The 24688-nt window shown below is 50.3% G+C and carries 17 protein-coding genes, 1 tRNA gene and 1 pseudogene; 16 read left to right on the top strand and 3 right to left on the bottom strand.

Annotation, left to right across the window (positions count from 1 at the left end; genetic code table 11):
• Positions 1-5: 5 nt before the first annotated feature.
• The 12 genes and pseudogenes from FDW97_RS08420 to FDW97_RS08365 all read left to right on the top strand — a co-directional run bounded on the left by FDW97_RS08420 (position 6) and on the right by FDW97_RS08365 (position 16437).
• The gene (locus FDW97_RS08420) at positions 6-548 is read left to right on the top strand and encodes an N-acetylglucosaminidase (RefSeq protein ID WP_137350896.1); all 543 of its coding nucleotides are present in this window, start codon (positions 6-8) and stop codon (positions 546-548) included.
• Between the two features lie 2 nt (positions 549-550).
• Positions 551-1345 carry a hypothetical protein gene (locus FDW97_RS08415; protein ID WP_137350895.1) on the top strand — a complete coding sequence of 265 codons (795 nt, stop codon included), beginning with the start codon at positions 551-553 and terminating at the stop codon, positions 1343-1345.
• 102 nt (positions 1346-1447) lie between these two features.
• Complete coding sequence (locus FDW97_RS08410) at positions 1448-2248, top strand: hypothetical protein (RefSeq protein WP_137350894.1); 801 nt, start codon at positions 1448-1450, stop codon at positions 2246-2248.
• A gap of 103 nt (positions 2249-2351) precedes the next feature.
• Positions 2352-3488: a hypothetical protein gene (locus tag FDW97_RS08405; protein ID WP_137350893.1), complete on the top strand. Its 1137-nt coding sequence runs from the start codon at positions 2352-2354 to the stop codon at positions 3486-3488.
• 1 nt (position 3489) lies between these two features.
• Entirely contained in the window at positions 3490-3753 is a 264-nt protein-coding gene (locus FDW97_RS08400; RefSeq protein ID WP_032418592.1) for a PAAR domain-containing protein, read from the top strand.
• 2 nt (positions 3754-3755) lie between these two features.
• Positions 3756-4964, top strand: coding sequence for a hypothetical protein (locus FDW97_RS08395; RefSeq protein ID WP_137350892.1), 1209 nt, complete (start codon positions 3756-3758; stop codon positions 4962-4964).
• Positions 4957-8328 carry an ImcF-related family protein gene (locus FDW97_RS08390; RefSeq protein ID WP_137350891.1) on the top strand — a complete coding sequence of 1124 codons (3372 nt, stop codon included), beginning with the start codon at positions 4957-4959 and terminating at the stop codon, positions 8326-8328. The genes FDW97_RS08395 and FDW97_RS08390 overlap by 8 nt, the downstream gene beginning before the upstream one ends.
• Positions 8329-8618: 290 nt before the next feature.
• Positions 8619-10388, top strand: coding sequence for a type VI secretion system baseplate subunit TssF (gene tssF, locus FDW97_RS08385; RefSeq protein WP_137350890.1), 1770 nt, complete (start codon positions 8619-8621; stop codon positions 10386-10388).
• Complete coding sequence (gene tssG / locus FDW97_RS08380) at positions 10352-11434, top strand: type VI secretion system baseplate subunit TssG (protein ID WP_137350889.1); 1083 nt, start codon at positions 10352-10354, stop codon at positions 11432-11434. Before tssF ends, tssG begins: the two co-directional genes overlap by 37 nt.
• Positions 11435-11469: 35 nt before the next feature.
• Positions 11470-11994, top strand: a complete 525-nt coding sequence (tssJ, locus tag FDW97_RS08375; RefSeq protein WP_137350888.1) for a type VI secretion system lipoprotein TssJ — start codon at positions 11470-11472, stop codon at positions 11992-11994.
• Positions 11995-11998: 4 nt separating this feature from the next.
• Positions 11999-14218: pseudogene (locus tag FDW97_RS08370) on the top strand (type VI secretion system Vgr family protein); the annotation flags it as partial.
• Positions 14219-15909: 1691 nt separating this feature from the next.
• Positions 15910-16437: a hypothetical protein gene (locus tag FDW97_RS08365; protein ID WP_137350887.1), complete on the top strand. Its 528-nt coding sequence runs from the start codon at positions 15910-15912 to the stop codon at positions 16435-16437.
• Positions 16438-16868: 431 nt separating this feature from the next.
• Here FDW97_RS08365 and FDW97_RS08355 read toward each other — a convergent pair.
• Both FDW97_RS08355 and FDW97_RS08350 read right to left on the bottom strand, forming a co-directional pair.
• Positions 16869-16940: transfer RNA gene (locus FDW97_RS08355), tRNA-Arg, on the bottom strand.
• Between the two features lie 75 nt (positions 16941-17015).
• On the bottom strand, positions 17016-17948 hold the full coding sequence (locus tag FDW97_RS08350) for a formate/nitrite transporter family protein (protein ID WP_137350965.1): 933 nt from the start codon (positions 17946-17948) through the stop codon (positions 17016-17018).
• A 297-nt stretch (positions 17949-18245) separates the two neighbouring features.
• On the opposite strand from FDW97_RS08350, the gene mlaA reads away from it, so the two are divergent.
• On the top strand, positions 18246-19001 hold the full coding sequence (gene mlaA / locus FDW97_RS08345) for a phospholipid-binding lipoprotein MlaA (protein ID WP_038642393.1): 756 nt from the start codon (positions 18246-18248) through the stop codon (positions 18999-19001).
• A 62-nt stretch (positions 19002-19063) separates the two neighbouring features.
• Here the strand turns inward: mlaA and fadL are convergent, their stop codons facing one another.
• Positions 19064-20344, bottom strand: a complete 1281-nt coding sequence (fadL, locus tag FDW97_RS08340; RefSeq protein WP_038642391.1) for a long-chain fatty acid transporter FadL — start codon at positions 20342-20344, stop codon at positions 19064-19066.
• 371 nt (positions 20345-20715) lie between these two features.
• On the opposite strand from fadL, the gene FDW97_RS08335 reads away from it, so the two are divergent.
• The 3 genes from FDW97_RS08335 (at position 20716) to fadJ (ending at position 24634) form a co-directional block, all read left to right on the top strand.
• The gene (locus tag FDW97_RS08335) at positions 20716-21000 is read left to right on the top strand and encodes a YfcZ/YiiS family protein (RefSeq protein WP_038642389.1); all 285 of its coding nucleotides are present in this window, start codon (positions 20716-20718) and stop codon (positions 20998-21000) included.
• Positions 21001-21176: 176 nt separating this feature from the next.
• Complete coding sequence (gene fadI, locus FDW97_RS08330) at positions 21177-22487, top strand: acetyl-CoA C-acyltransferase FadI (RefSeq protein ID WP_038642387.1); 1311 nt, start codon at positions 21177-21179, stop codon at positions 22485-22487.
• Positions 22487-24634, top strand: coding sequence for a fatty acid oxidation complex subunit alpha FadJ (fadJ, locus tag FDW97_RS08325; RefSeq protein ID WP_137350885.1), 2148 nt, complete (start codon positions 22487-22489; stop codon positions 24632-24634). The genes fadI and fadJ overlap by 1 nt, the downstream gene beginning before the upstream one ends.
• The last annotated feature ends 54 nt before the right edge of the window (positions 24635-24688 follow it).

The following is a 24688-nucleotide window of genomic DNA, read 5'->3' as shown; positions in this document are numbered from 1 at the left end:
GCTACATGGGAGTTCCAGAGGAACAATTAAAGGCTTTTTTAAGTGGTAAAGGAACACTATCTGGCCAAGAGAAGATATTTATCGAAGCGGCTAAGAAATACGATATAAATGAATGTTATCTCGCTGCTCACGCGGTAGTTGAAACAGGAAACGGTAGTCCAAGAGGAATGGGGGGAGGACGAACGTTCAATTATAAAAATCAAGGCGAGAGGAAAGTATACAATATGTACGGGATTGGGGCCGTTGACAACAATGCTACATTGGGCGGACTCGGCACAGCTTACTATAAAGGATGGTTTACCCCTGAACTTGCCATTGATGGTGGTGCTCAATATATATCTGCAAATTTTGTTAACAGTACAAAACATAAATTCCAAAACACTCTTTACAAGATGAAATGGAATCCTGAAGCCCCAGCCAGTCATGAATACGCATCGTCTGTCAACTGGGCAAATGAAATATCTAAAAACATCCGAAAAATTTGTGGCCATGACCTTTCGGCAATATCTTCCGATATAGTGTTTGATATCCCTAGATACAAGGAGTGATTGTGAAAACCTACCTACCATTTTTTATTTTAACATGTTCAATGATCACTGGCGCACACGGAGCTTGCCTTGACAATATAGCATCTAAAAATATCTTAATAAATTCACCTCCAAAAGAAATGATTGTAAACACACAGAATCGCTTGTATTTCTATTCTGCTCCAGAAGAAGACTGCAAAATTAAAGATTTGTTTGTTGTGAATAGTGATCATTTGCTTGCATATCATGAAAGTCAAAACTTCACATATGTAAGTTATTTAAGTGACAAAAATAAAATAACAAGCGGGTGGGTTCATTCAAATGGCGTGAGTACAGTAGCACCTCAAAATAACACACAAGATGTTATAAATATAAATGATTTTCTAGTAACCTATAAAAGCAAATCGCCTATTTTATTAGGTTCCTCATCTAAAAAATTTAATAGCTGGGCACAGAAAAGCAGACTGGAATTGTCTGACCCATCATTGGCTGGAATTGATGAAAACAACTGGACAGTATCATTCGATGGAGGATATGTCGGACTTAACGAAGTTGATAAGTCCATAGAAGGTAGGATCGATAATGATAGCGAGACCTATTTAGCTATCTTTAACATATCTGGCGCGGGGTTCGAAACATATCGTGGTGTCTCAATTGGCAGCAGTTGGAATGATATGTTAGATAAATATGGCAAAGGCAAGGGGATTGTTGACGGACAATCATGTTTATCTTACCCTTACTTTTGGATGAAATTAACTTTTTGCAAAAAAGACGATTCAGTTAGCATGATAGAAATGTCTGATGTCCCACCTAAATAATGGTTCTGAGAAATGAGTCTGTATCTGGAGGGCTTTGCGATGACTACCATTATTTCGGCAATGAACTGATTTTTGATGATCCAGTTTTAAAGGGACCAAATAATGAAGCATCTCAATTTAAATTTGTTTTTGTCATTGTTGCTATTTGCAGGGAATTCAATCGCTTCAACTAATTGCAAAGCAGACAATAGTTATTATTCTTACAATCCCTCTCAAGAACCAGTACCCAAAGAAGCTACATCAAAGGGACGAGTTTATTATTATTCTTTACCCAATAGCGATTGTAAGACGAGCATATTCATCATCAATAATGATAAAGTGCTTAAGTATAGAGAAAACAAAGAATATAGTTTCGTAAACTTTGTTAATAAAAATGGCGCAGTTGTTGATGGATGGGTAAAGAACGAAGAAATTGCCCCTGGTGATGAACAGAATAATGAGTTAACCTACGATGATTTTGCATGGACAGAAAATGGCCAAAAAACCGTTCTTTTAGGAAAGGCCACACCTGAATTAAATAAGTGGGCTAAAGAGTCTGGTGTAAAACTTCCTGATCCCGACAATCACGGTTTTAATAATGGGTTCGAATCCTGGACTTTAACAATTAAAAACGAAATTGTGACAATATCTCAGGCCAATGAGATAATAGCGAAAAGATTAGGTTTTGATGATACATATGTGTCAGCGAACACATTTATTGATAATAAATATAAAACCACACGAGGCATAAAAGTCGGCGACAGCTGGAATATGGTAACTTCAAAATATGGAATGAGTAGTCATAAGGATACTGAGGACGGTTGCAGATTTTATCAGTACTTTGATATGAAGCTAAGCTTCTGCCTTGATTCATCGAATATTGTACAGTCTATTTCGTTTGAAAACTACCCGAAAAAACCATAGCAGTTATTGCTGATTCAGCATACATAGTCATGGATGATTCATACTTGGCTCAAGGTAGAGCCTTAATAAAAATACATACTTCAAAGCGATAAAAGGACTTTTAATGAAGGAATGCATAATTCTGAAGTTTATCTTCCTAATCTCAATTTATTTATATTCCAGTGTTGCATTTGCGAACGACGTTTGCGGAAATTTTGGAAGAGAATCTGAAGCATCGCAAACTTACATTAATCCGGATAACAATTCTTTTGAAGTGATATCCACAAAGCGGCTTCATTTCTTTAGCTCCCCGAATAAAACCTGCAAAATAAAAGACCTTTTCTTGGTGCCAGGAGATATTATAACCGGGCATACAGAATACAACGGTTATGTTTCTGCTTCTTATGCAAAAAATGAGTCATGGTCAGTCACTGGATGGCTTGACAAATCACAACTAAAACACATCGACATAAAAAGCAATCACCCTATAAAAAATCATTGTGAATTAGTTTCTGATTTAGCGGCGACTCAGGCTTTTAGCGGAGGGCTCAAAACACCAAGCAATGCATTCGCAACAGCGGTTAAGACAAAGGTTATGCTCTATAATGCGCCTGACCGAAACTGCCCAAAAGAAAGCACTTTTATTATTAAAGGTGACAATGTATATGCCCTCAAAAAATATGCAGGTTTCATTTTGGCACAGTATGTGACAACTTCGGGAAAAGATGTATTCGGCTGGATTCCCCAATCAGAACTAAAAGAATTCAATCCAACCACCACACTTCATAATAGCACTCAAATTAATATTATTGGCTTTATTGTCATAAAAAATAAGAAATGGATTGGGATTGGTTCTTTCTATAGCAATAAACTTTCTGGCATAGATGAAGACGAAACAGGTTCTTCTTATATAGGAGACTTCCCTAATGGTGCCGGAGGGTTATATAAATACACAATGCATAATTATAAAGATATAAGTTTGGTTTCCTCAAATGCCAATTATGATAAGAGACAATATACAATTGATGATGATTATATAATCTCGGCAATTAACATAGAAACGCCAGCGTATTCTACGCTACGCGGAATAAAAGTTGGCGACCCTGCTGATAAAGTGTTTAAAGCCTATACTGCGAATCAGGCACAAATAACACCTGAAAAAATCAGTTACACGCTAGGTGATATGTATCTGGATTTCACACTAAAAGCTAACAAAGTAGCATCAATTAACATGGGGATACCTATCCCTGGAGAGGAATAAAATGCTCCAGATTATCCGTAAAGGCGATAAAACTACCCACGGTGGTTCAGTACTGACCGCCTCAGAAACGATGAAATTTGGCGGTATCGGCGTTGCTCGCAAAGGCGACAAAGTGTCCTGCCCGGTTCCGGGACATGGCCCTACAACCATCGTAGAAGGAAACCCTGATTACCTTGATCATGGTATCCCGGTTGCCTTTCACGGCCACAAATGTGCCTGTGGTTGCACATTGATTAGTTCATTTGCCGCAGCAAAGGTTGCCTGATTATGCCCGTCTGGCTGGATGCCATCCCTGAAAAGGCTCCTAAGATAGCGCGTCCCAGCACCGGCCGTTGGCTGCTTTTTCTCGCGTTTGTCATGCTGGCGGGCATAGCACTCACGCTATGGTGCTGGACGTCAGAGCGAAGCGGCTTTGTCTTCTGGTTCACCGCTCTGGCTCTTCCATTTTGCACCTGGGGGCTTATTTTCGGTTTACGCCGGTTTGCCTATAAAGCAGAACAGGTTGGTGCTGAATCACGCAATGCCGCGCGGGAAGCACTCATCGACAGCGAAATTCTGCGCGGTCAGCGCTGCGCCTGGATCCTCGGCACATATATTCAGAGTCCGGCCGGAAACAAAACCGGCGACCTGCTGGAGGTAATGAAGGTCGCTGCTCCCGCTATCGATTTCTCACACCCAAGAGGATGCGACAAACCGGTCAGATACGCGGCATTAACAGAATATCAGACGGATTTATCGAAAGCGCTGACGGCAGCGGTTACCAAGCTGACCACGCGTGTAGATGTAATCGTTCAGCCACTTCCTTCAGAGCTGCCATACTGGCTGATGCTGGACTGTGACAGTGACCTGTATCCCCTGGTTGAAGAGCAGCTAAAAGCCGAGCTCTTACTCAAAACAGGTAGGATATTTCGCCTGCTGGCTGGAAAAGGTCTGGGTGCGTTTGATGTCTGGCTGGACAAGCGATGGGACAACCCGGGCATTCTGGTTGCTATCACGCTGTCCTTACCGCCTTCTCCCCGGGAAGAAGACGCTGATGCCGTCTCGATGGTGGTATTGAGCAACCGCAAAACTCACGCCTGGCCGGATGCGCTCCGCCTTCATCGCCCCGAAAAGGGAGCAGAAACAACGCTCACAAAGTCACTCACCCGGGCGCTGCTCTGGGCAAATACCAGGCCCGACGAACTTAAAGGAAGCTGGATCTCCGGCCCCACGTTGACGAAAGGCAGCAGCTGGAATAATGCCTGCGAAGAGAGCGGAGTTGAATTTAGCCTTTCAGAAGACAACTTCAGTATCGACCCTGTGCTGGGTTACTCCGGCCATGCGGCTCCATGGATTGCTATCACGCTCGCCGATGCAGTCTTTGAACAACGAGGGGGGCAGGTTATCGCCGCACAACCCGCCGCTGACAAAGATGACATCTGGATCGCCGTCATCACCAAAGAAGAAGTTCGCAAGGAATCGCCCAGGAATGTCTAAGGTAAAAGTAAAAACTCTCATTGGTTCTGTTGTAACTGTCGCCTTTTTTCTGACGGTCATCGTGGCATTTCTGTTTTATGCCTTTCCGGAACGCGTGGCTTCGGCCACCGGCTTCGGACTCTATGACCGCCAACGCATACTCACATTATGCGCCATACTGGTTGCTGCGTTGTTTTTACTCGGCTGGCTGACTGAGAAGGCTTTCGACCACGCGGGTAAATCCGGGTTGTATTTCCAGTGGGGGCAGAAAAAAGCGGAGTGTGTCTCTCCGGTGATGAATGCCATTGCCAGCGAAGACGACGACGAAGAACCTGTCTTCAGCGAAGACGCGGTGTCTGAGCATCTGCGGTTTCGCTATGGACGTCGCTGGCAACATAAGGTGCGACTCCTGCTGGTGATGGGTAATCCGGACGACGTCCAAAAAGCGGCCCCGGGCCTGTGTCATGACCTATGGCAGGAAGGCGACGGCAACGTGCTGATTTATGGTGGTGACGCGCAGTCACTTCCGGATGAGATCTTCCTTTCAAAACTGAAGCGCCTGCGATCCAGGCAACCGATTGATGGCATCATTCAGGTAATAAGTACCTCAGCCCTCCCTACGGATAGTGAACGGGATGCCTTCTTGCGTTGCCGCCAGAAAGCCGACCATCAGCTTGGCTGGCAGGCGCCTGTCTGGCTGTGGCTGACTGACAACGCTACCGGTGCTCAGCAGGGCGAGGAAACGGCGGCGACAGGGGTTATCTTCGGGCTGGAATGCACCGTAAAAAGCGCGGGTGAAGGGTTTTCTACACTGGCCCTACACCTGCAAAAAGTGGGTATGGCAAAGATACTGAATAATCCGGCTGATTTCGGTCTGCTTCAGTTGTCCCTCCGACTACGGCAGGAGTTGAAAGACAGTCTGGCTGTTTTGCTCAGCGGGCTGATGCAGGGATCCACGGCCTGGCGTTTACGCGGTGTCATGTTCAGCCCAGAACTGGCTGTTGCCGGAACGATACCAAACACACGCCTCGACACACCGACCTGGAAAGCCATCATTGATGACTGTGATGCCTCCAGCGGCAGAAAGCTGGGCTTCGACTGGCTGAAGATGCTGCGGTTAATTCTGCTTTCCCTGATTGTTCTGTGGGGGGCCGGTACACTGCTGTCCCTGATCGTTAACCGTACCCAGATTTATCAGGCGCAGGAAACCGCGAGGCAGGCAGCAGATACCGCAAAACCACTGGCTGTACGCCTGCACAACCAGCTCGTACTACAGCAAGCCATTGCCCGTCTGCAACATCGTGAGGCGACCGGCGCTCCATGGTACACACGATTTGGTCTTAACCAGGACGGCGACACGCTGGCCGCACTCTGGCCGCTGTATGCGAAAAATAACGCACAGCTGATGAGGGATGCCACAGCAGATAGTCTCAGGCAGCAGTTGAATGCCTTTGTGCAACTTCCTCCTGCCAGTGATGCCCGTACGCAGGGTACACAGCATACCTACGACGTGCTCAAAAGTTATCTGATGATGGCTCGTCCGGACAAAGCGGACGCAGAATGGCTGGCAAAAAACGTGCTGAAAGCCTTACCGAAACGCCAGAATGTGCCGGATGGCACGTGGCAGGCGCTGGCTCCGAAACTGCTGAGCTTCTATGCGCAGAACCTCCCGGTACACCCGGAATGGAAAATTAAGCCGGATGCTGAACTAATCAGCACGGTCCGTCAGATCCTGCTCAAGCAAATAGGCCAGCGGAACGCTGAGTCCGGGTTATATCAGGAGATGCTTAAGCGCGTGGCCAGCAACTGGCCTGATTTAACGCTTGCCGATATGACCGGCGATACTGATGCCTCAACGGTATTCCGCACTGACGAAGTCGTCCCGGGAATGTTTACGCGTCAGGCCTGGGAAGAGCAGGTACAGGATGCGATTAACGAAGTCGTCAAAGCCCGCCGCGATGAAATTGACTGGGTGCTGACGGAGAAGACACATCAGACAGGGAGTGATATCTCCCCGGAGGCATTGAAGGCTCGCCTGACTGAACGCTACTTTACCGATTTTGGTAATGCCTGGCTGAAAATGGTAAACAGCATTCAGTGGCAGGAAGCTGCGTCACTGTCTGAGGCGATTGCCCAGCTCAGTCTCATTGGTGATGTCCGTCAGTCCCCGCTGGTTGCCCTGATGAACACGCTAAACTTCCAGGGGAAAACGGGGCAGAAGGGGGAGCTACTTGCCGACTCGATAGTGGACTCAGCGAAGAAGCTGATCGGTCAGAAAAAAAATGCAAAACAGTTTATAGAGCAAGCTCAGGGTCCTAAAGGACCACTCGATGGGGTGTTTGGGCCACTTATGGGGGTGATGGAAGGTAAAGAAGGTACCGGTAGAAACGGTAATCTCAGTTTCCAGTCCTGGCTGGCCCGCGTAACTCAGGTGCGGCTCAAGCTTCAGCAGGTCACCAGCGCCCCGGATCCGCAGGCCATGTCTCAGATGCTGGCTCAGACCATATTCCAGGGCAAAGCCATCGATCTGACCGATACCCGCGACTACGGCAGTCTGGTTGCGGCGAGTCTGGGGCAGGAGTGGTATGGATTTGGTCAGTCGTTGTTTGTACAACCGCTTGATCTGGCCTGGCGGCAGGTACTTGTCCCGGCTGCGGGTAGCCTCAATGCCCGTTGGCAGGCAACCATTGTCGAACAGTGGAATAAGGCCTTTGCGGGACGGTACCCGTTTAAAGCCACTGGCAGCGATGCCTCCCTGCCATTACTGGCTCAGTTCCTGCGTAGCGACTCGGGTCGAATCACTGCCTTTCTGAAAACGAATCTTGGCGGGATTCTCCACCAGGAGGGGAATCGCTGGGTCATTGACCCTTCCGCAAGTCAGGGGATGGTTATCAGTCCGGATTTTCTCCGGGCGATTAATCAGCTGGCTGAGCTGTCTGATATCGTGTTTTCTCAGGGCGATGCCGGTGTTAACTTCGAACTGATGGCGCGTCCTTCACGGGATGTTGCCAGGGTGCAACTGACCCTCGATGAGCAGCATCTGGATTACTTCAATCAGATGGAAAGTTGGCAGAGTTTTATCTGGCCGGGGAATACTTACTATCCAGGCGTCTCGCTCAGCTGGCGTAGTGTAAACAGTGGCATGCAACTCTACGCCAGTAATCAGGGTAACTGGGGCTTCATTCGCCTGCTGAACAAAGCCCGGATCACACCTCTCGATGCCAGCCGTACACAACTGGTGTGGATCACTGCCGATGGCAATCCTCTGAAGTTTGTGATGCGCAGCGAGCTCGGCAATGGCCCTCTTGCATTACTGAAGCTACAGGGATTCACGCTGCCCGATACTATCTTCAGTGTCGCCGCTGGCGCAGAAGAGCGCCAGTAACGATGGGCGGGCAAACTTATCCCCGTGGTAGTTTATGACCTTTCGGCAGTGGCAGGCATGGCTCTGTGACTGGCTGAAACATAATCTCGCGCCAAAGGAAGGATTCCTTTGTCCCATGATTATGTAACGTTTCCCACCGCATATCGTTTATATGACGCTCGCTCAGGATCCGCTTTCCCGGAAGCACACTCCGATGAGGATAGAGTATCTCGCGTTAACTGAACCGCCCGACCCGTGCCATGGTGCTCTGTGGCTAATTTTCTATTTAAAAATTTTCAGGAATGCCGTGCATGGATGATTTGACCCTGCGCTATTACGAAGCAGAGATGCGTTACCTGCGTGAGGCGGGTAAAGAGTTTGCCCGAGCCCATCCGGATCGGGCAGCAATGCTTAATCTGGATAAACCCGGCGCCCGCGATCCCTATGTGGAACGTCTGTTTGAAGGCTTTGCCTTCCTGATAGGCCGTCTGCGTGAAAAGCTGGATGATGATCTGCCGGAAATGACCGAAGGGCTGGTAAGTCTGCTGTGGCCGCATTATATGCGGACTATCCCGTCGCTGGCCATCGTCGAGTTCTCTCCTGACTGGCGTAGTCTGCGTCAGGTTGAAATGCTGGCGGAAGGCTTCTCCGTTTTGTCACGTCCTGTCGGGCCGCATAGAACCGCCTGTCAGTACCGGACGACCCGCGATGTGCCGCTACAACCACTGCACCTTGCAGATGCTCACCTCCATACTGAAACCGATGGCCGCTCTGCTATCCGTCTGCGCTTCGAATGCCCTGAAAAAGTGGACTGGAGTAAAGCCGGGGTAGACAAAGTCGCCATTTTTCTTAACGCAGAGAGTCCGGTTAGCTCTGCGCTGCATCTGGCAATGACCCGGCGTGTACATGCAATGTATGCCCGTCATGCCGGGACGCATACTGAACGTTATCAGTTTGATGGCTGGTGCAAACCCATGGGTTTTGATGACAATGATGGCCTGTGGAAGAAAGCCGATACTGCCTTCAGTGGTTACCAACTACTGCTTGAATATTTCAGCTTCCGTCCAAAGTTTATGTTCGTTGAGCTGCGCGGCCTCGACGCCATCGGGCTCACTGCGGCCAGCACCGGGTTTGAAATCGACATTGTGCTCAGTGAAGCCTGGCCATCCGATCTGCCTTTTGAGACAGAAAACTTCCGGCTGCACTGTGCCCCGGTCATCAATCTTTTTACCCTCGAAGCCGATCCGATGACACTTGATCCGCTGGATAACGAATACCTGCTCAGGCCGCTGCGTCTTCAGGATGGTCACACCGAGATTTACAGCGTCGATAACATCCACGGTGCGGTGAAGAATGGTAAACACCCCTATGTACCGTTCACCAGTTTCCGGCACCGGGGCGGTATGATGCGCCACGATGCCCCTGAACGTTATTACCACACCCGCGTGAAACGCGGCCCCTCTGGCCTGTATGACACCTGGCTAATTCTCGGGGGACGTTCATTCGAGCTGGAGCAACTGTCCGAAAAACCAGAATCCCTCTCGATGCGAATAACTGGCACCAACGGCCAGCTTCCGCGCAAAGCGCTGGAAAGTACGCTCCTGGACAGAGTGGTCAAAACCGGCAAAGTGCCCGTCAGGGTACTGAACGTCACAGCACCGACGATGCCGCTATATCCCCCGGCAAACGACCGTTTTCACTGGCGGGTGATGAGCCACCTTGGTTCAAACTTCCTCAGCATGATGGACAATCCGGAGGTTCTGCGGGGCACGCTGGCGCTCTATGACTGGACCGACGATGAAATGAACCGACGTCGGCTTGAAGCAATTGTTGCCGTGAAGCACACCCTGATCCGCCGTTTTGAGAAGGGCTTTATGCTTCGGGGCGTGGACATAGAGGTCACGCTGAACATGGATAATTTTGCAGGCGAGGGCGATGTAAACCTCTTCGGCGAGATGCTGCACAGGTTCTTCGCGCTCTATGCCGATATTCACCTTTTTAACCAGCTTACGCTGGTACTGCAACCGACAGGGAAACGACTGAGATGGCGCGAGAATCACAGCCAGCACGTACCGGGCTGACGCAGGCCCTTAACAAAGACATCTGGCGGGCCAATTTCTATCGTTTCTGCCAGTTGCTGGAACAGGAAAATCCGGACGCGCCAAAACTGGGTGCCACCAGCCATCCGGGCGATGATCCGGTACGATTCAGACCCTGGCCTGGTATGGGTTTCCCGGTCAGTACCCTCAAAGCGGTGGAGACCGACGAAGACCATCCGACATTACCCCCAACGGTCCGCACGACATTTCTCGGGATGTATGGGGTGGACTCCCCTCTGCCGACGTCCTGGCTGGATGATATTGCGCAGCGCCGCGAAGGACACGAGGCGGTCACCTCATTTCTGGATATTTTCAGCCACCGCATCACCACGCAGTATTACCGGATCTGGCGAAAATACGCGTATCCGGCGACGTTCGAGGCGGGTGGCCGCGATGCCACATCACAGTGTCTGCTGGGGCTGGTGGGACTCGGTATACCAGGCACGGCGGAACAGGTGGCAACACCGGTTTCCCGTTTCCTGGCCCTTCTGGGCACCATGCGTTTGCCCACACGCAATGCCGAAGGTATCCGGGCCCTGGTAAGCCTGCTGGAACCGAATACCCGGGCATTCATCACCGAACCCGATCCGGTTAAGGTCCATATCGAAAATCGCAGTGGGCTGGGCACCGAAAACCGCGTCCGTCTTTCGCAGCGGGCCACGCTGGGTAAAACGGCAAAGGAATCATGTAGTCGTGTGCTGGTGACGCTGGAGACAGCGGACCCGGATGAGGCGGAAGGTTGGTTACCCGGAGGTGTCCTCCATACCGATTTGCTGGTCCTGCTGCGTGTCTATCTCGGCTACCGTAGCGACGCCCGACTGAGCCTCACCGTACCCGTGCGGTTGTTGCCTGAGCCGCGACTTGGCAAAGGCAGGCGTATCCAATTGGGCCGTACCGGTTTGCTGGGCCTGAAAGCAGGCAAATTCAGCAATAGCCGGGAGAGTCTCACCGTCAGTCTGGGCTGCTATGAAGGGCTGCAATGTTCTGCGCTCCCGCCCGCTGAAGACGGACATTACCGCTTCGAATAATCACGTGCTCCCTCTCTCACAAAAGGAACTTTTGAATGACAACAGTAACCCGCTGGCGGGCGCTGACACTTATTGCCTGTAGCCTGCTCGCTGGCTGCGGTCTGACGCAGACCGTCACGGACGGTACGGTCAGCATCACGAATTCCATCTTCTACAAGAAAATTAAAACGCTGCATCTGGATTTTACTCCGCGCACGGCCGTAAACGCCGATGGCGCACAGACGCCGCTGGCGACAATGGTGCGAGTCTATCAACTCAGGGATCGTAAAGCGGTTGAAGCCGCCGATTACCAGACGTTGCTGCGCCAGGCCGATACGATACTTAAAGAGGATGCGCTGGCGGCGAAAGAGCTGCTGGTAATGCCCAAAGGCAGCGTGACGCTCAATATGCCTATGGATGAAGACGCTCACTTCGTGGCGGTGGTGGGGCTGTTTAATCGACCGGATCAGAAGGAGAACCGCTGGCGCCTGGTGCTGACCCGTGACGAGCTCGACCCGGACACACCCCGTACGATTGAACTGGGTGATGGCTGGCTCAGCCTCGTGCCGGTAAAGGAGTGACGTGATGGATAACTGGCCAGCGCTATTTGACGGACAAAACCGCTATATCCTGATGATCAATGACAGCCCGGTAAAGCCGGATGTTCTGCGTTTTCGCGGCAGGGAAGCTCTGAGCGAGCCGTTTTCGTGGGAGATTGCATTCACCACACCGCAGGAGAATATCCCCCCGGAACAGGTACTGATGAAATATGCGACGTTGCTGATGCGTGGCGGTAAAAATGTCCATGGAATAGTAACCCACCTGGAATGGCTCTCCACCTCAGAAGACCAGTCTCACTACAGTCTCACACTCAGTTCCCGCCTGGCGTTGCTGTCGGAAACCCGGCAGTGTCGCCTGTTTCGGTTCCAGTCGGTACCGGAGGTGATAGAACAGGTGCTTCGCGAACATGGGCTGGAAGGGGCCGATTTCGAATTTCAGCTGGAACGAGGCTACCCGGATAGGCGTCTGATAACTCAATGGCGGGAAAGCGATTTGCAGTTCATCCAGCGTATTCTTTCTGAGGTAGGGATATACTGGCGCACGGAGATGGATAACGCCCGTGCATTGGATACGTACGTTTTTGCTGACAGCCAGCTTGGCTACCGGTTTGGTGTGCGCCTGCCCTATAGCGAACCGTCCGGTTTGAATGACAGCGCCGAAGAGTCGGTATGGGATTTTCGTACTACGCATAAAGTGGTCACCGGTAAGGTCAAGACACGTGACTACAACTACAGCAAGGCTTCCACGCCGATGGATGCGGCGGTCAGCGTGCGCAGTGATGCTGTCACCACCGGGGAGCATTACCGCTACGCAGCGCCTTACCGTGACGCGGGTGATGACACCAGTCCGGAGCCGGAGACCGAATCCGGCGCCTTTTATGCCCGCATCCACCACGAGCGGGAGCTCAACAAATCAGCCCGCATCCACCTGTACAGCAACGCTGCCCAACTCACCCCCGGGCAGGTACTCGAGCCGCAGGGGAATGTGATAGCCGACCTGAAAGAAGGCATGATCCTCACCCTGGTGACCTTCGAGGGGGCTCGTGATTCCCGTCTGCACGTGTCTGTCTGGGGAATGCCTTACACTGAGCGTTACTGTTTCCGCCCGGCGGAAATCCCGCGTCCGGAAATTCACGGCACGCTTCCGGCCCGGATTGAAAGCCGGGAAAAAAATGACATTTACGCCCATATGGATGATCAGGGGCGCTATCGGGTGAAGCTGGACTTCGACCGTGAAAATACGGAGCCAGGTTACGGCTATTTGTGGCTGCGAATGGCGAAGCCGACTGCCGGTGAAACGCTGGGCTGGCATACGCCGCTCACTGACGGGACAGAAGTGGCGATAGCGTACAGCAACGGTGATATTGATCTGCCGTACATAGCATATGCGCTGCACGACTCCGAACATCCCGACCTCGTGAACCGGGACAATCACACCCGGAACATCCTCCGGACACCGGCCAACTCAAAATTACGCATGGAAGACAAGCGCGGTGAGGAGCACATCAAGCTCGCCACGGAGTATGGCAGGACGCAGCTCAACAGCGGGCACCTGGTAGACAGCCAGCGGCAACTTCGCGGCAAAGGAGCTGAGCTGCGTACCGATGAGTGGGGAACCATACGCGCCGGGAAGGGGCTGTTTGTCAGTGCGGATGCACAGGCAAAGGCGCAGGGTGACGCGCTGGACAGGGACGCCGCGCTGAAGGAAATCGGTCTGCTTAATCAGCATCTGCAACAGCTGGGAATGGCGGCAGAGCAGGCGCAGTCCCTGAAGGCGGATATCGACAACCAGATACAGATGTTTGAGCAACGACTGAAACCGCTCAATGAAGCCGTGCTTTTCTCGGCGCCTGAAGGAGTGGCCCTGACCAGCGGGGAGCATCTGCAAATGACAGCCGCGAAGAATGTTGCTGTCAACGCAGGAGGTGATATCAGTGTCGGAGCGATGGGCAATATGACAGCGCTTGCCGGGGATAAGCTGGGGGTGTTTACCCGGAGCGGACAACTGAGCCTGAAATCCGGCGAGGGGCCAGTAGAAGTACAGGCGCAAAACGCCAGCATGAGCTTGTTTGCAGAGAAGAAGCTGACTCTGGGTTCGGCAAGTGATATTTCCATTACCGGGAAGAAGCGAATTACATTAATTGGCGGCGGTAGCTACCTGCGGCTTGATGCTGGAAAGGTTGAATACGGTACGACTGCAACCTATCAGCGTAAGGTAAAAAAAACGATGGCGGCTGGCAGCGCGACTCTGGAGCAACATCCAGTAGCGTTGCCAGCAGCAGTATCGGACGAAAAAATCAGCAGCGACATGTTATTACGCAAACCAGGAGAAACCGATACTCAGTGGGCTGAACGTCTGGTGAAACTAAACGTAGCTGCCCGACTTATTGAGCAGAAAACCGGGATTCCTCGCTCCCGTATCGCTAAATGGCCCATCTACCGAAAAATTATAGAAGAACAAAATCAGGCCAAAGCAGAGAAAACCCAGGGGAGACAACAAGCCGCTCAACTTATGTGTAATAAAGATATCGTTACCCATAAAGATCTTGTCGTGATATCAAGGAAAACCGGTATTCCAACGGGTACTTTGCGGCGTATGGACGAATATCGCGCCCGGAGGCCTGAGAAACAAAAAGAAACCAGGATACAGGATAAAGAAAAAGCGAAGAAACTCTTGCTTGAAAAGCGGTCGGTGAGAGCCATTGCAAAAGAGACTCAGGTTGCCGAAAGAACATTGCATAACTGGAAGCATGATCTTAAGAATTTAAAAACAAATGATGTTGCTGCCTCAGTCTCTGAAAGAGAAAATGTACTGATGAAGCAAATTGCGACAATAAAACAGGTGGTCGGCAAGGAGTGTAATGCTGCTCAATCTGTTCAGATAAAAATGAAAGCCTTATTGAGTTCAGCTATTGACGAATTGGATCCCTTTGTTCGGGACTGCACAACAACAGCAATTGGGGTGGATAACAACAATCAATATTACCTTTCATCAAGTAGCTATCCTGTTTGTCAGAAATTAAAAATCTGGGCACGTAGCCATCGTATCACTGTTGTGGAAGATGCCGGGCATGCCGAGGCCGTTTTGGTTAATAAGGTCAGCAAAATAAAACATATTGAACCCTCCCGGGATGTTTGTCTTGAATGCGAGCATAAGATGCTGAAGCATCATGTCACCACCAGTCGGCCTTTTTCACATAAACTTAGCAAAGGCCAACGTACCGGAAAGTCTTATACCGAGGAAGAACGCCAGTTCGCTAAAACCATGAAGGCAGAATCTTCGATAAAAGCAAATAATGTAGCCAAAGCAAGACGCCTTTTAGTCGAAGGTGATTTATCTCTCACCGATATTGGGAGGCAGACCGGAGTTAATAAAAGTACTATGGTTTCATGGCCAGAACATAAAATCTGGGTGGAGAAACAGAAAAAACGTAAAGCAGGTGATCCAAGGAAAGCTAAGGCATTAGCAATGTCCCTGGAGGGGATTAGCCAGAATGAAATTGCAAACAAACTCAAAACTTCAAAAACCAAGATAAGTCAGTGGATAAAAGAGTCTAAACAAAAGAATACTGACTACGCCATGCCTACGACCTCAGGTAAACGAGCAGCTTTGCGGCAGGGGCTCAGTCACACCACGCGTGCGCACATGCAGTCTTCATTGCGAAGTGAAATTCGCGTAGCATCGGAGGGCCTTAATCAGCAAGGATTACTTCGCTGGCTTCAGGAACCCGGTATGAGTCAACATTCTTACCATGACATACTGGATGTGCTGGAAGAGGAAGAAATCGATTTTAATATTAACGATTTTATCAGTGCATGGAACGCGACAGGGCGCCCGTTACCAGAATAGAAAGAGGCAATGTCTCTCAGTGCTATTATTGTAAGCCGACACGGTAACTTACTCTTAACGAATCATCACATAGTCAGGAAGTTGAAATGTATAGCAATCACTATTTTGATAAGTATGCTGAAGATATCGAGAAACTCGATTTTCACCGAAAGTTAATGCTGGGTGTTTTAGTTTTGCGTGATCTAAGTAATTGTGTCGCGCACTTTGATGGTCTTTATGATGAGAAGCTTCTCCCGTTTTATGAAAATATGATTAATGCGTTGAAATTAACTTCGGCTTCAGGATTGCCTGCTTCATCCTTATGCCATTTACGGGATGCCTGTATAAGGAGAGTTCCTGATACGGACACTTTCCCTGCTAAAGAAGGAACATTTGCTCAATATGCAATGATTAGCGCCTGTTACCTGTTGGCATTTGCGTTGGAATATAATGTCGGAGATTTTTATCGTTCACTGGACTTTTATATTGAGAATCTCTGTGCTCAGAACCAGTGTGCGGAAGAGCCATTAAATGATGCGATGCTAAATGAATATATTACAGCAATATGGGCCTCTTTAATCGCAAGTCTTGAACAGGAGGTGAACATTACTTCTGCGGCTGATGGGATGAAATGAATTTATCATATCCATAACAGAAAAACGAAGTCTACACGCGCAGAAATTCACCTTCTCTTTATGAACTGCTTACCAGCAGTTTTCATGGGGAGTTACCGAGCTATATCGTCAGCAAAAAAGAACAGTTGATCCTGTCGGTAACGAAAGCGTCAGAGCCTGGAACCTTGAGGTTTTATGATAATGAATAATCCTGACCCATCTGAAAGGGTGTAGTCCTTCTCGTCGGGAGCTGCATTTTTAATCTGAATATTAGTTAAGGCCATAGATATCTCTCCCGACGTTCTGACTGTGTCAGAGTAACGAAAAGAGATACTTTTGTTCGTGGCTGCGAAAGCTATCGGCTGGAAATGGTTGGATACTGATTTCGGCTCTAAGCCTTGCGTGGTACGGGGTTCGTAGGATTATTTAGCAGGGGACATAAGCGCTCAGATTGTCCCCTGCAGGAATCGAACCTGCAACTAGCCCTTAGGAGGGGCTCGTTATATCCATTTAACTAAGGGGACGAAGCGGCACGAGTATAGCGTTTTTTACCCTCAACGGTAAGTCTCAAGCCGCCTGACTGCTCAAACAGTCACCATTCAAGCCTGTTTTTTCTGGTTTTTCTGTTTCGATTCTTCGCGTTTTGCTTGCTGCCTGGCTTCTTCCTTGCGTTTGTTGCTCATATCATTGCGGATCTGCGCGTGGCTCATCAGCGCAAAGATAAACGTACCGCCGCAGATATTTCCGGCGAGTGTCGGTAACGCAAAGGGCCAGAAGAAATCACTCCAGTGCAGCGTACCATTAAAGACCAGATAGAGAATTTCCACCGAGCCGACGACGATATGTGTGGTATCGCCCAGCGCAATCAACCAGGTCATCAGAATAATGACCACAATCTTCGCCGCACCGGCCGCAGGGAACATCCAGACCATTGTAGCAATCAGCCAGCCAGAAATAATCGCGTTAGAAAACATCTCTGTTGGGCTGTTTTTCATCACGTCCATACCGATTTTGACAAAGGCGTCGCGGGTCTCTTCATCAAAAATCGGCATATATTCAAAGGCCCACGCCGCAATGCCGGTACCGATAATATTACCCAGTAAAACTACACCCCACAGGCGCATTAGCAGACCAAAATTGCCGAGGGTAGGGTTTTGCATAACCGGTAGTACGGCAGTGACGGTATTTTCGGTAAAAAGCTGTTGGCGGGCCATGATGACGATGATAAACCCGAAGGTATAACCAAGGTTCTCGAGTAGAAATCCACCTGGCACGCCTTCTAATTGCACGTGAAAAATCCCTTTTGCCAGTAACGAAGCGCCCATCGACAGCCCGGCAGCGATGGCCGACCACAGCAGCGCCATCGCATCGCGTTCCATCTCTTTCTCCCCATCCTGGCGGATATGTTCATGAATCGCCATGGCGCGCGAGGGGAGTCTGTCCTCATCGACCTCTATCTTTTTACCTTCTAACTTTTCATCACTTTCGACCTGGATTTCGTCGCTGTGCCGATCAATTTTTTCTTTCTCAATATCATTCATAGCCGAATCCTGCATAAGCACGTATTGCTAAAGCGTAGCGGTTTTTATCCGAAAATCAGCGGGAGAAAGTCTGAGATAGCAAAAATGGTAACGTTTGTTTTTATCGGGTTAGCTAAAATAGAACCGCCGCGTAGTGTGCATAACCAGGCTATGATCAAATCAGTAAGACCGGGTATATAGACATCGTTTGACGTGCTGTTACAATCGCTCACATCTTAACAGGCGGATACGTCATCGTTCCGTCATGGATGGCAATCAGCGATAGCCATATTACACAGGGAGACACTTATGAAGCTTCGCCTGTCGGCGCTTGCGCTGGGAACCACACTTTTGGTGGGGTGTGCGAGCTCCGGTACTGAACAGCAGGGGCGTTCGGATCCATTTGAAGGGTTCAACCGCACAATGTACAACTTTAACTTTAATGTGTTAGATCCCTATGTTGTTCGACCGGTAGCAGTAGCCTGGCGTGATTATGTCCCGCAGCCGGCGCGTAATGGTTTGAGCAACTTTACGGGCAACCTTGAAGAGCCGGCCGTCATGGTCAACTATTTCCTGCAAGGCGATCCTTATCAGGGGATGGTGCATTTTACCCGTTTCTTCCTGAACACCTTGTTGGGTATGGGCGGCTTTATCGATGTGGCGGGTATGGCGAATCCGAAGCTGCAGCGCGTTGAACCACACCGCTTTGGCAGTACGTTAGGCCACTATGACGTGGGTTACGGACCATATATGCAGCTTCCGTTCTACGGTAGCTTCACGCTGCGCGATGATGGTGGCGATATGGTGGATACGCTGTATCCGGTACTGTCCTGGCTGACCTGGCCGTTGTCGATAGGTAAATGGACAGTCGAAGGGATTGAAACCCGCGCACAGCTGCTTGATTCCGACGGTCTGCTGCGTCAGTCTTCCGACCCTTACATCATGGTACGTGAAGCCTACTTCCAGCGTCATGACTTTATCGCGAACGGCGGGAAACTTAAACCAGAAGAAAACCCGAACGCGAAAGCCATTCAGGATGATTTAAAAGATATTGATTCCGAGTAAGGAATTGAGGCAAATAAAAAGGTGAGCTAAAAAAGCTCACCTTTTTTAATGTCTGCAGAAAATCAGAATGCGTAGTTGAAGTTGGTACCGAACAGCCAGGCTTTTCCTTCAGAATCGAAAGTATACGGGCCTTCTTTGACGGTCACTTTCTGACCGTGCATATAAGAAACACCAACATCAATAGATGCGTCATCATTGAATGCGTAAGTCGTACCCGCGCTCAGCCACAGGCGGTCCTGGTCTGGAATGGAGATGGAACGCTTGCTTGCAGGAACCGGGCTGTCGTCATAGGCGATACCGGTACGGAAGGTCCAGCTTTTATCCATATAGTAGGTTGTGCCCAGCGCGATGCGGTAAGAATCCTTAAAGCCTTCTTCTTTATAGAACAGCGTCTGGCCGTTGGTGCCGGTTGCTTTCAGCTCCTGGAACTGGCTCCAACTGGTATAAGCCATGCTGTAGTGAATAGCCCATTGCGGAGCGATGCGGTTATAGCCCGACAGTTCCCACATTTCCGGCAGGTTCAGCGTCAAAGAACCCGGGACGGTGGCATTGGTTGTTCCCCATGGAAACGCGGTGCCAGCGCCGGGTAACGCATTGGCCTGGGAACGAATACCGCTTTTGTAATCACCATCGAAGTCGATTTTAACTTCAGAGCGGTAGGTCAAGCCGTAACGGTTGTTTTTATCCAGCTCGTACAAAATACCGGCGTTCCAGCCGTAGCCCCATTCGTCACCCTTCAGGCTGGCGATCTTCTGGCTTACTTTCGGCAGTGCGGCGGTCTGCTCACCGGAATAACGCTCAATTTTAGCATCGGCGTAAACGGCATTAAAACCAACACCAAAGCTCCAGCTGTCATTCAGACGGTAGGCACCGCTCAGGTTAAGGTTGACCGTTTTAAGATCAGTCTTCCCACCGTACTCACCAACGATATAGCTGTCATTAAATTCGGTTGCCAGACCATAGTTTGAGGTGACAGAAGCCCCCCAACCAAACTGCTCGTTGATAGGCATCACGAAGTGAGCGTTGGGAACCCACGCTGTAGGGGCGATGTTATCTGCGTCGGTGCTACGTCCGGTGAATGGCGATTTACCGGAAATATTAACGTCTGGATCGATATACACCGCGCCCGCAGAAAAAGTGGGGCGATCGAACATCATAATCAGTGCCGGGTTACGACTGGCGTTACCTGCATCATCTGCAATAGCGCCTTCACCCGAATATGCCCGGCCAAGGCCAGAGGAAGAAAATTCGTTTAACTGAAAGCCTGCAGACCAGGCCTGTGTGGAGATAATTGCCACTGCGACTGCGAGAGCAGACTTTGTAAACAGGGTTTTCTGGCTCATGACCATAACCTCATAGATTTATTTTTATACAAACAATGTTACATACCGTAACAGGAGCGCGAAGTGTAGGGTCTGAGGTACGACATAGAAATCAGACCAGTGCCGAGAGTATAGGTCTGACCAGCTGAAATGTTGCAAGTATGTTTATAAATATTTTCAATTCTGATCTCGGAAACGCGATCCAGCTGGCAAAATTGCGGGTATGCGCACTCACCTGTTTGGGTGATTTTTGTTTTAGATCATTTTTAAGTGTGATTTCGGTCACTTATCGCATTTCATACAATTAACGACTGGAGAGGCGAAAGAGGGGAGCGTAAAATATCCCTATCGTTTATCTGGCACCTCAGGTGCGAATACAGAGGAAATCTACAATGAGTAAATGCAGTGCTGATGAAACCCCGGTTTGCTGCTGTATGGATGTTGGCACCATCATGGACAACTCCGATTGCACCGCGTCATACAGCCGTGTGTTCGCGAATCGCGCAGAGGCAGAAGAAACGCTGGCCGCTCTGACTGAAAAGGCGCGTGGCGTGGAATCTGAGCCTTGCCAAATCACCTCTACCTTTACCGAAGAATCAGATGGTGTGCGTCTGGATATTGACTTTGTTTTTGCTTGTGAAGCTGAAACGCTGATTTTCCAGTTGGGCCTGCGTTAATCCCTTCTCTTTATACCCTTGCTGCCTGGTAGCAAGGGTATTTTCGTAACAGTCAGTGATTATTCACTGTGTCTTAGCTCCCACTTTCTTTTCTCTCCGCTTGGCTAAATGTAAAAAATTGGTTAAGACTGTGATCAGGTCAGACCACTTATTTTTATTTTTTACAGGGGAGAGTTATGAGTCAGGCTTTACCGCTGGTTACCCGCCAGGGCGATCGCATCGCCATTGTAAGCGGATTGCGTACGCCATTTGCCCGTCAGGCAACCGCATTTCATGGCATTCCCGCCGTAGATTTGGGGAAAATGGTTGTTGGTGAACTGCTGGCGCGTAGCGAAATACCCGCTGATGTGATCGAGCAACTGGTCTTTGGCCAGGTGGTACAAATGCCTGAAGCCCCCAATATTGCTCGTGAAATCGTACTGGGAACCGGTATGAATGTGCACACGGATGCCTACAGCGTAAGCCGAGCCTGCGCTACCAGCTTCCAGGCAGTAGCGAATGTCGCGGAAAGCCTGATGGCGGGGACAATTCGCGCCGGAATTGCCGGCGGGGCGGACTCGTCGTCTGTCCTGCCGATTGGCGTCAGCAAAAAGCTGGCGCGCGTGCTGGTGGATGTCAATAAAGCCCGCACAACAGGGCAACGCCTGAAACTGTTTTCCCGGCTGCGTTTACGTGACCTGATGCCTGTACCCCCCGCCGTCGCTGAGTATTCTACCGGCTTGCGCATGGGGGATACGGCCGAGCAAATGGCGAAAACCTATGGCATTACGCGCGAGCAGCAGGATGCCCTGGCGCATCGTTCTCACCAACGTGCCGCTCAGGCATGGGCTGAAGGAAAGCTCGCCGATGAGGTGATGACCACCTACGCGCCACCGTTTAAAGATCCTCTTTCCGAAGATAACAACATTCGCGGCAACTCTACGCTGGCCGATTACGCCAAACTGCGTCCGGCGTTTGACCGAAAGCACGGCACCGTCACTGCGGCGAACAGTACCCCGCTGACGGACGGCGCAGCCGCCGTGATATTGATGACGGAGTCGCGTGCGAAAGAACTGGGACTGGTGCCGCTGGGGTATTTACGCAGCTATGCTTTCACCGCAATTGATGTCTGGCAGGACATGCTGCTGGGGCCGGCGTGGTCAACACCGCTTGCGCTGGAGCGAGCTGGACTGACGATGGCGGATTTAACCTTGATCGATATGCATGAAGCCTTTGCCGCACAAACGCTGGCGAATCTTCAGTTGCTGGGCAGCGAACGTTTTGCCCGCGAAGTGTTGGGTAGGGCACATGCTACTGGCGAGGTTGATGACAGTAAATTTAACGTGCTGGGTGGGTCTATTGCCTATGGACATCCTTTCGCTGCTACCGGTGCGCGAATGATCACGCAAACCCTCAATGAATTACGCCGGCGCGGCGGCGGCTTTGGTTTAGTCACCGCCTGTGCGGCAGGTGGTTTGGGTGCGGCAATGGTTCTGGAGGCGGAATAATGGAAATGACATCGGCTTTTACGCTAAACGTGCGTCTGGATAACATTGCTATTGTCACTATTGATGTGCCCGGAGAGAAAATGAATACCCTGAAAGCGGAGTTTGCTTCTCAGGTTCGGGCCATCCTGAAACAAATTCGCGACAACAAAGCGCTGCGCGGTGTGGTGTTCATTTCAGCGAAACCCGATAATTTTATCGCCGGAGCAGATATCAACATGATTGGTAGCTGCCGCAGCGCGCAGGAAGCCGAAACGCTGGCCCGCCAGGGGCAGCAGATTATGGCGGAAATCCATGCGTTGCCGATCCCGGTTATCGCCGCGATTCATGGCGCATGTCTGGGCGGTGGCCTGGAGATGGCGCTGGCCTGCCATAACCGTATTTGTACCGATGATGCTAAAACCGTACTGGGTTTGCCGGAAGTCCAGCTTGGCCTGTTGCCCGGCTCCGGCGGCACGCAACGCTTGCCACGCCTTATTGGCGTCAGTACTGCGCTGGATATGATCCTCACAGGGAAACAATTGCGCGCAAAACAGGCGCTTAAAGTGGGGCTGGTGGATGAAGTCGTGCCACAGTCCATATTGCTGGAAGCTGCCGTTGAACTGGCTAAAAAAGACAGTTCCTCACATCGGAGTCTGCCCGTACGTGAGCGGGTATTAGCGGGGCCGCTGGGGCGAGCGCTGCTATTCCGTATGGCCAGTAAAAAGACGGCGCAAAAAACGCAGGGAAATTATCCCGCGACGGAACGTATCCTTGAGGTCATTGAAACCGGCCTTGCCCAGGGAAGCAGTAGCGGTTATGACGCAGAAGCCCGCGCATTTGGGGAATTGGCGATGACACCCCAGTCTCAGGCGCTGCGGCACATCTTTTTTGCCAATACTGACGTGAAAAAGGATCCAGGTAGTGATGCAAAGCCCGGTCCGCTAAACAGTGTCGGCATTCTGGGTGGCGGTCTGATGGGCGGAGGTATCGCCTATGTGACGGCCTGTAAAGGTGGCTTGCCAGTACGTATCAAGGATATTACTGCTAAGGGAATCAACCACGCGCTGAAGTACAGTTGGGATCAGCTTGAAACGAAAGTTCGTCGCCGTCATATCAAAGCCAGCGAGCGCGATAAACAGCTGGCGTTAATTTCTGGATCTACCGATTATCGCGGTTTTGCGCATCGCGATCTGGTTATTGAAGCCGTGTTCGAAGATCTGGCGTTAAAACAACAGATGGTGGCAGAAGTTGAACAAAATTGCGCACCTCACACTATTTTTGCTTCCAACACCTCATCTTTACCAATTAGTGATATTGCGGCTAAGGCTGCCAGACCTGAACAAGTGATTGGTTTGCACTTTTTTAGCCCGGTGGAAAAAATGCCGCTGGTTGAGGTCATTCCGCATGCAACGACCTCTGAGCAAACTATTGCAACAACCGTCAAGTTGGCGAAAAAACAGGGTAAAACACCGATAGTCGTCAGAGATAAGGCCGGATTTTACGTTAACCGCATTTTAGCGCCTTACATCAATGAAGCTATACGCCTGTTAACCGAAGGCGAGCGGGTTGAAGCCATTGACGCCGCGCTGGTTAAGTTTGGTTTTCCGGTTGGGCCAATCCAACTTTTGGATGAGGTCGGAATTGATACGGGCACTAAAATTATACCTGTGCTTGAAGCGGCGTATGGAGAACGTTTTAGCGCGCCTGCAAATGTTGTTGCTTCAATTTTGAATGACGATCGCAAAGGTAGAAAAAATGGTCGTGGTTTCTATCTTTATGGGGCGAAAGGGCGTAAAAGCAAAAAACAGGTCGACCCTGCAATTTATACGCTTATTGGCGCTCAGGGCCAGGCTCGACTCACCGCCACGCAAATTGCTGAGCGGTGTGTCATGTTAATGCTCAATGAAGCAGCTCGCTGTTTCGACGAGAAGGTCGTCCGCAGCGCCCGTGATGGCGATATCGGCGCTGTATTTGGTATTGGTTTTCCGCCATTCCTCGGCGGCCCGTTCCGGTATATGGATTCCCTCGGCGCGGGTGAAGTAGTTGCGGTTCTGCAACGGCTATCAACACAATATGGCTCGCGGTTTACGCCGTGTGAGCAGTTATTGCTGATGGCGGAACGCGGTGAAAGATTCTGGAATAGTAGGGAAACTGACCTGAATTCATGAGGTCAAAGGTAGGATGAATCCGCACTGAATGTATGGCTCATGCTCAAAATGTAA

The sequence above is a fragment of the Citrobacter sp. wls708 genome (assembly GCF_005281255.1).
Classification (GTDB): domain Bacteria; phylum Pseudomonadota; class Gammaproteobacteria; order Enterobacterales; family Enterobacteriaceae; genus Citrobacter; species Citrobacter werkmanii.
Note: the sequence above shows the minus strand (reverse complement) of the source record. Positions and strands in the feature narration are given on the sequence as shown.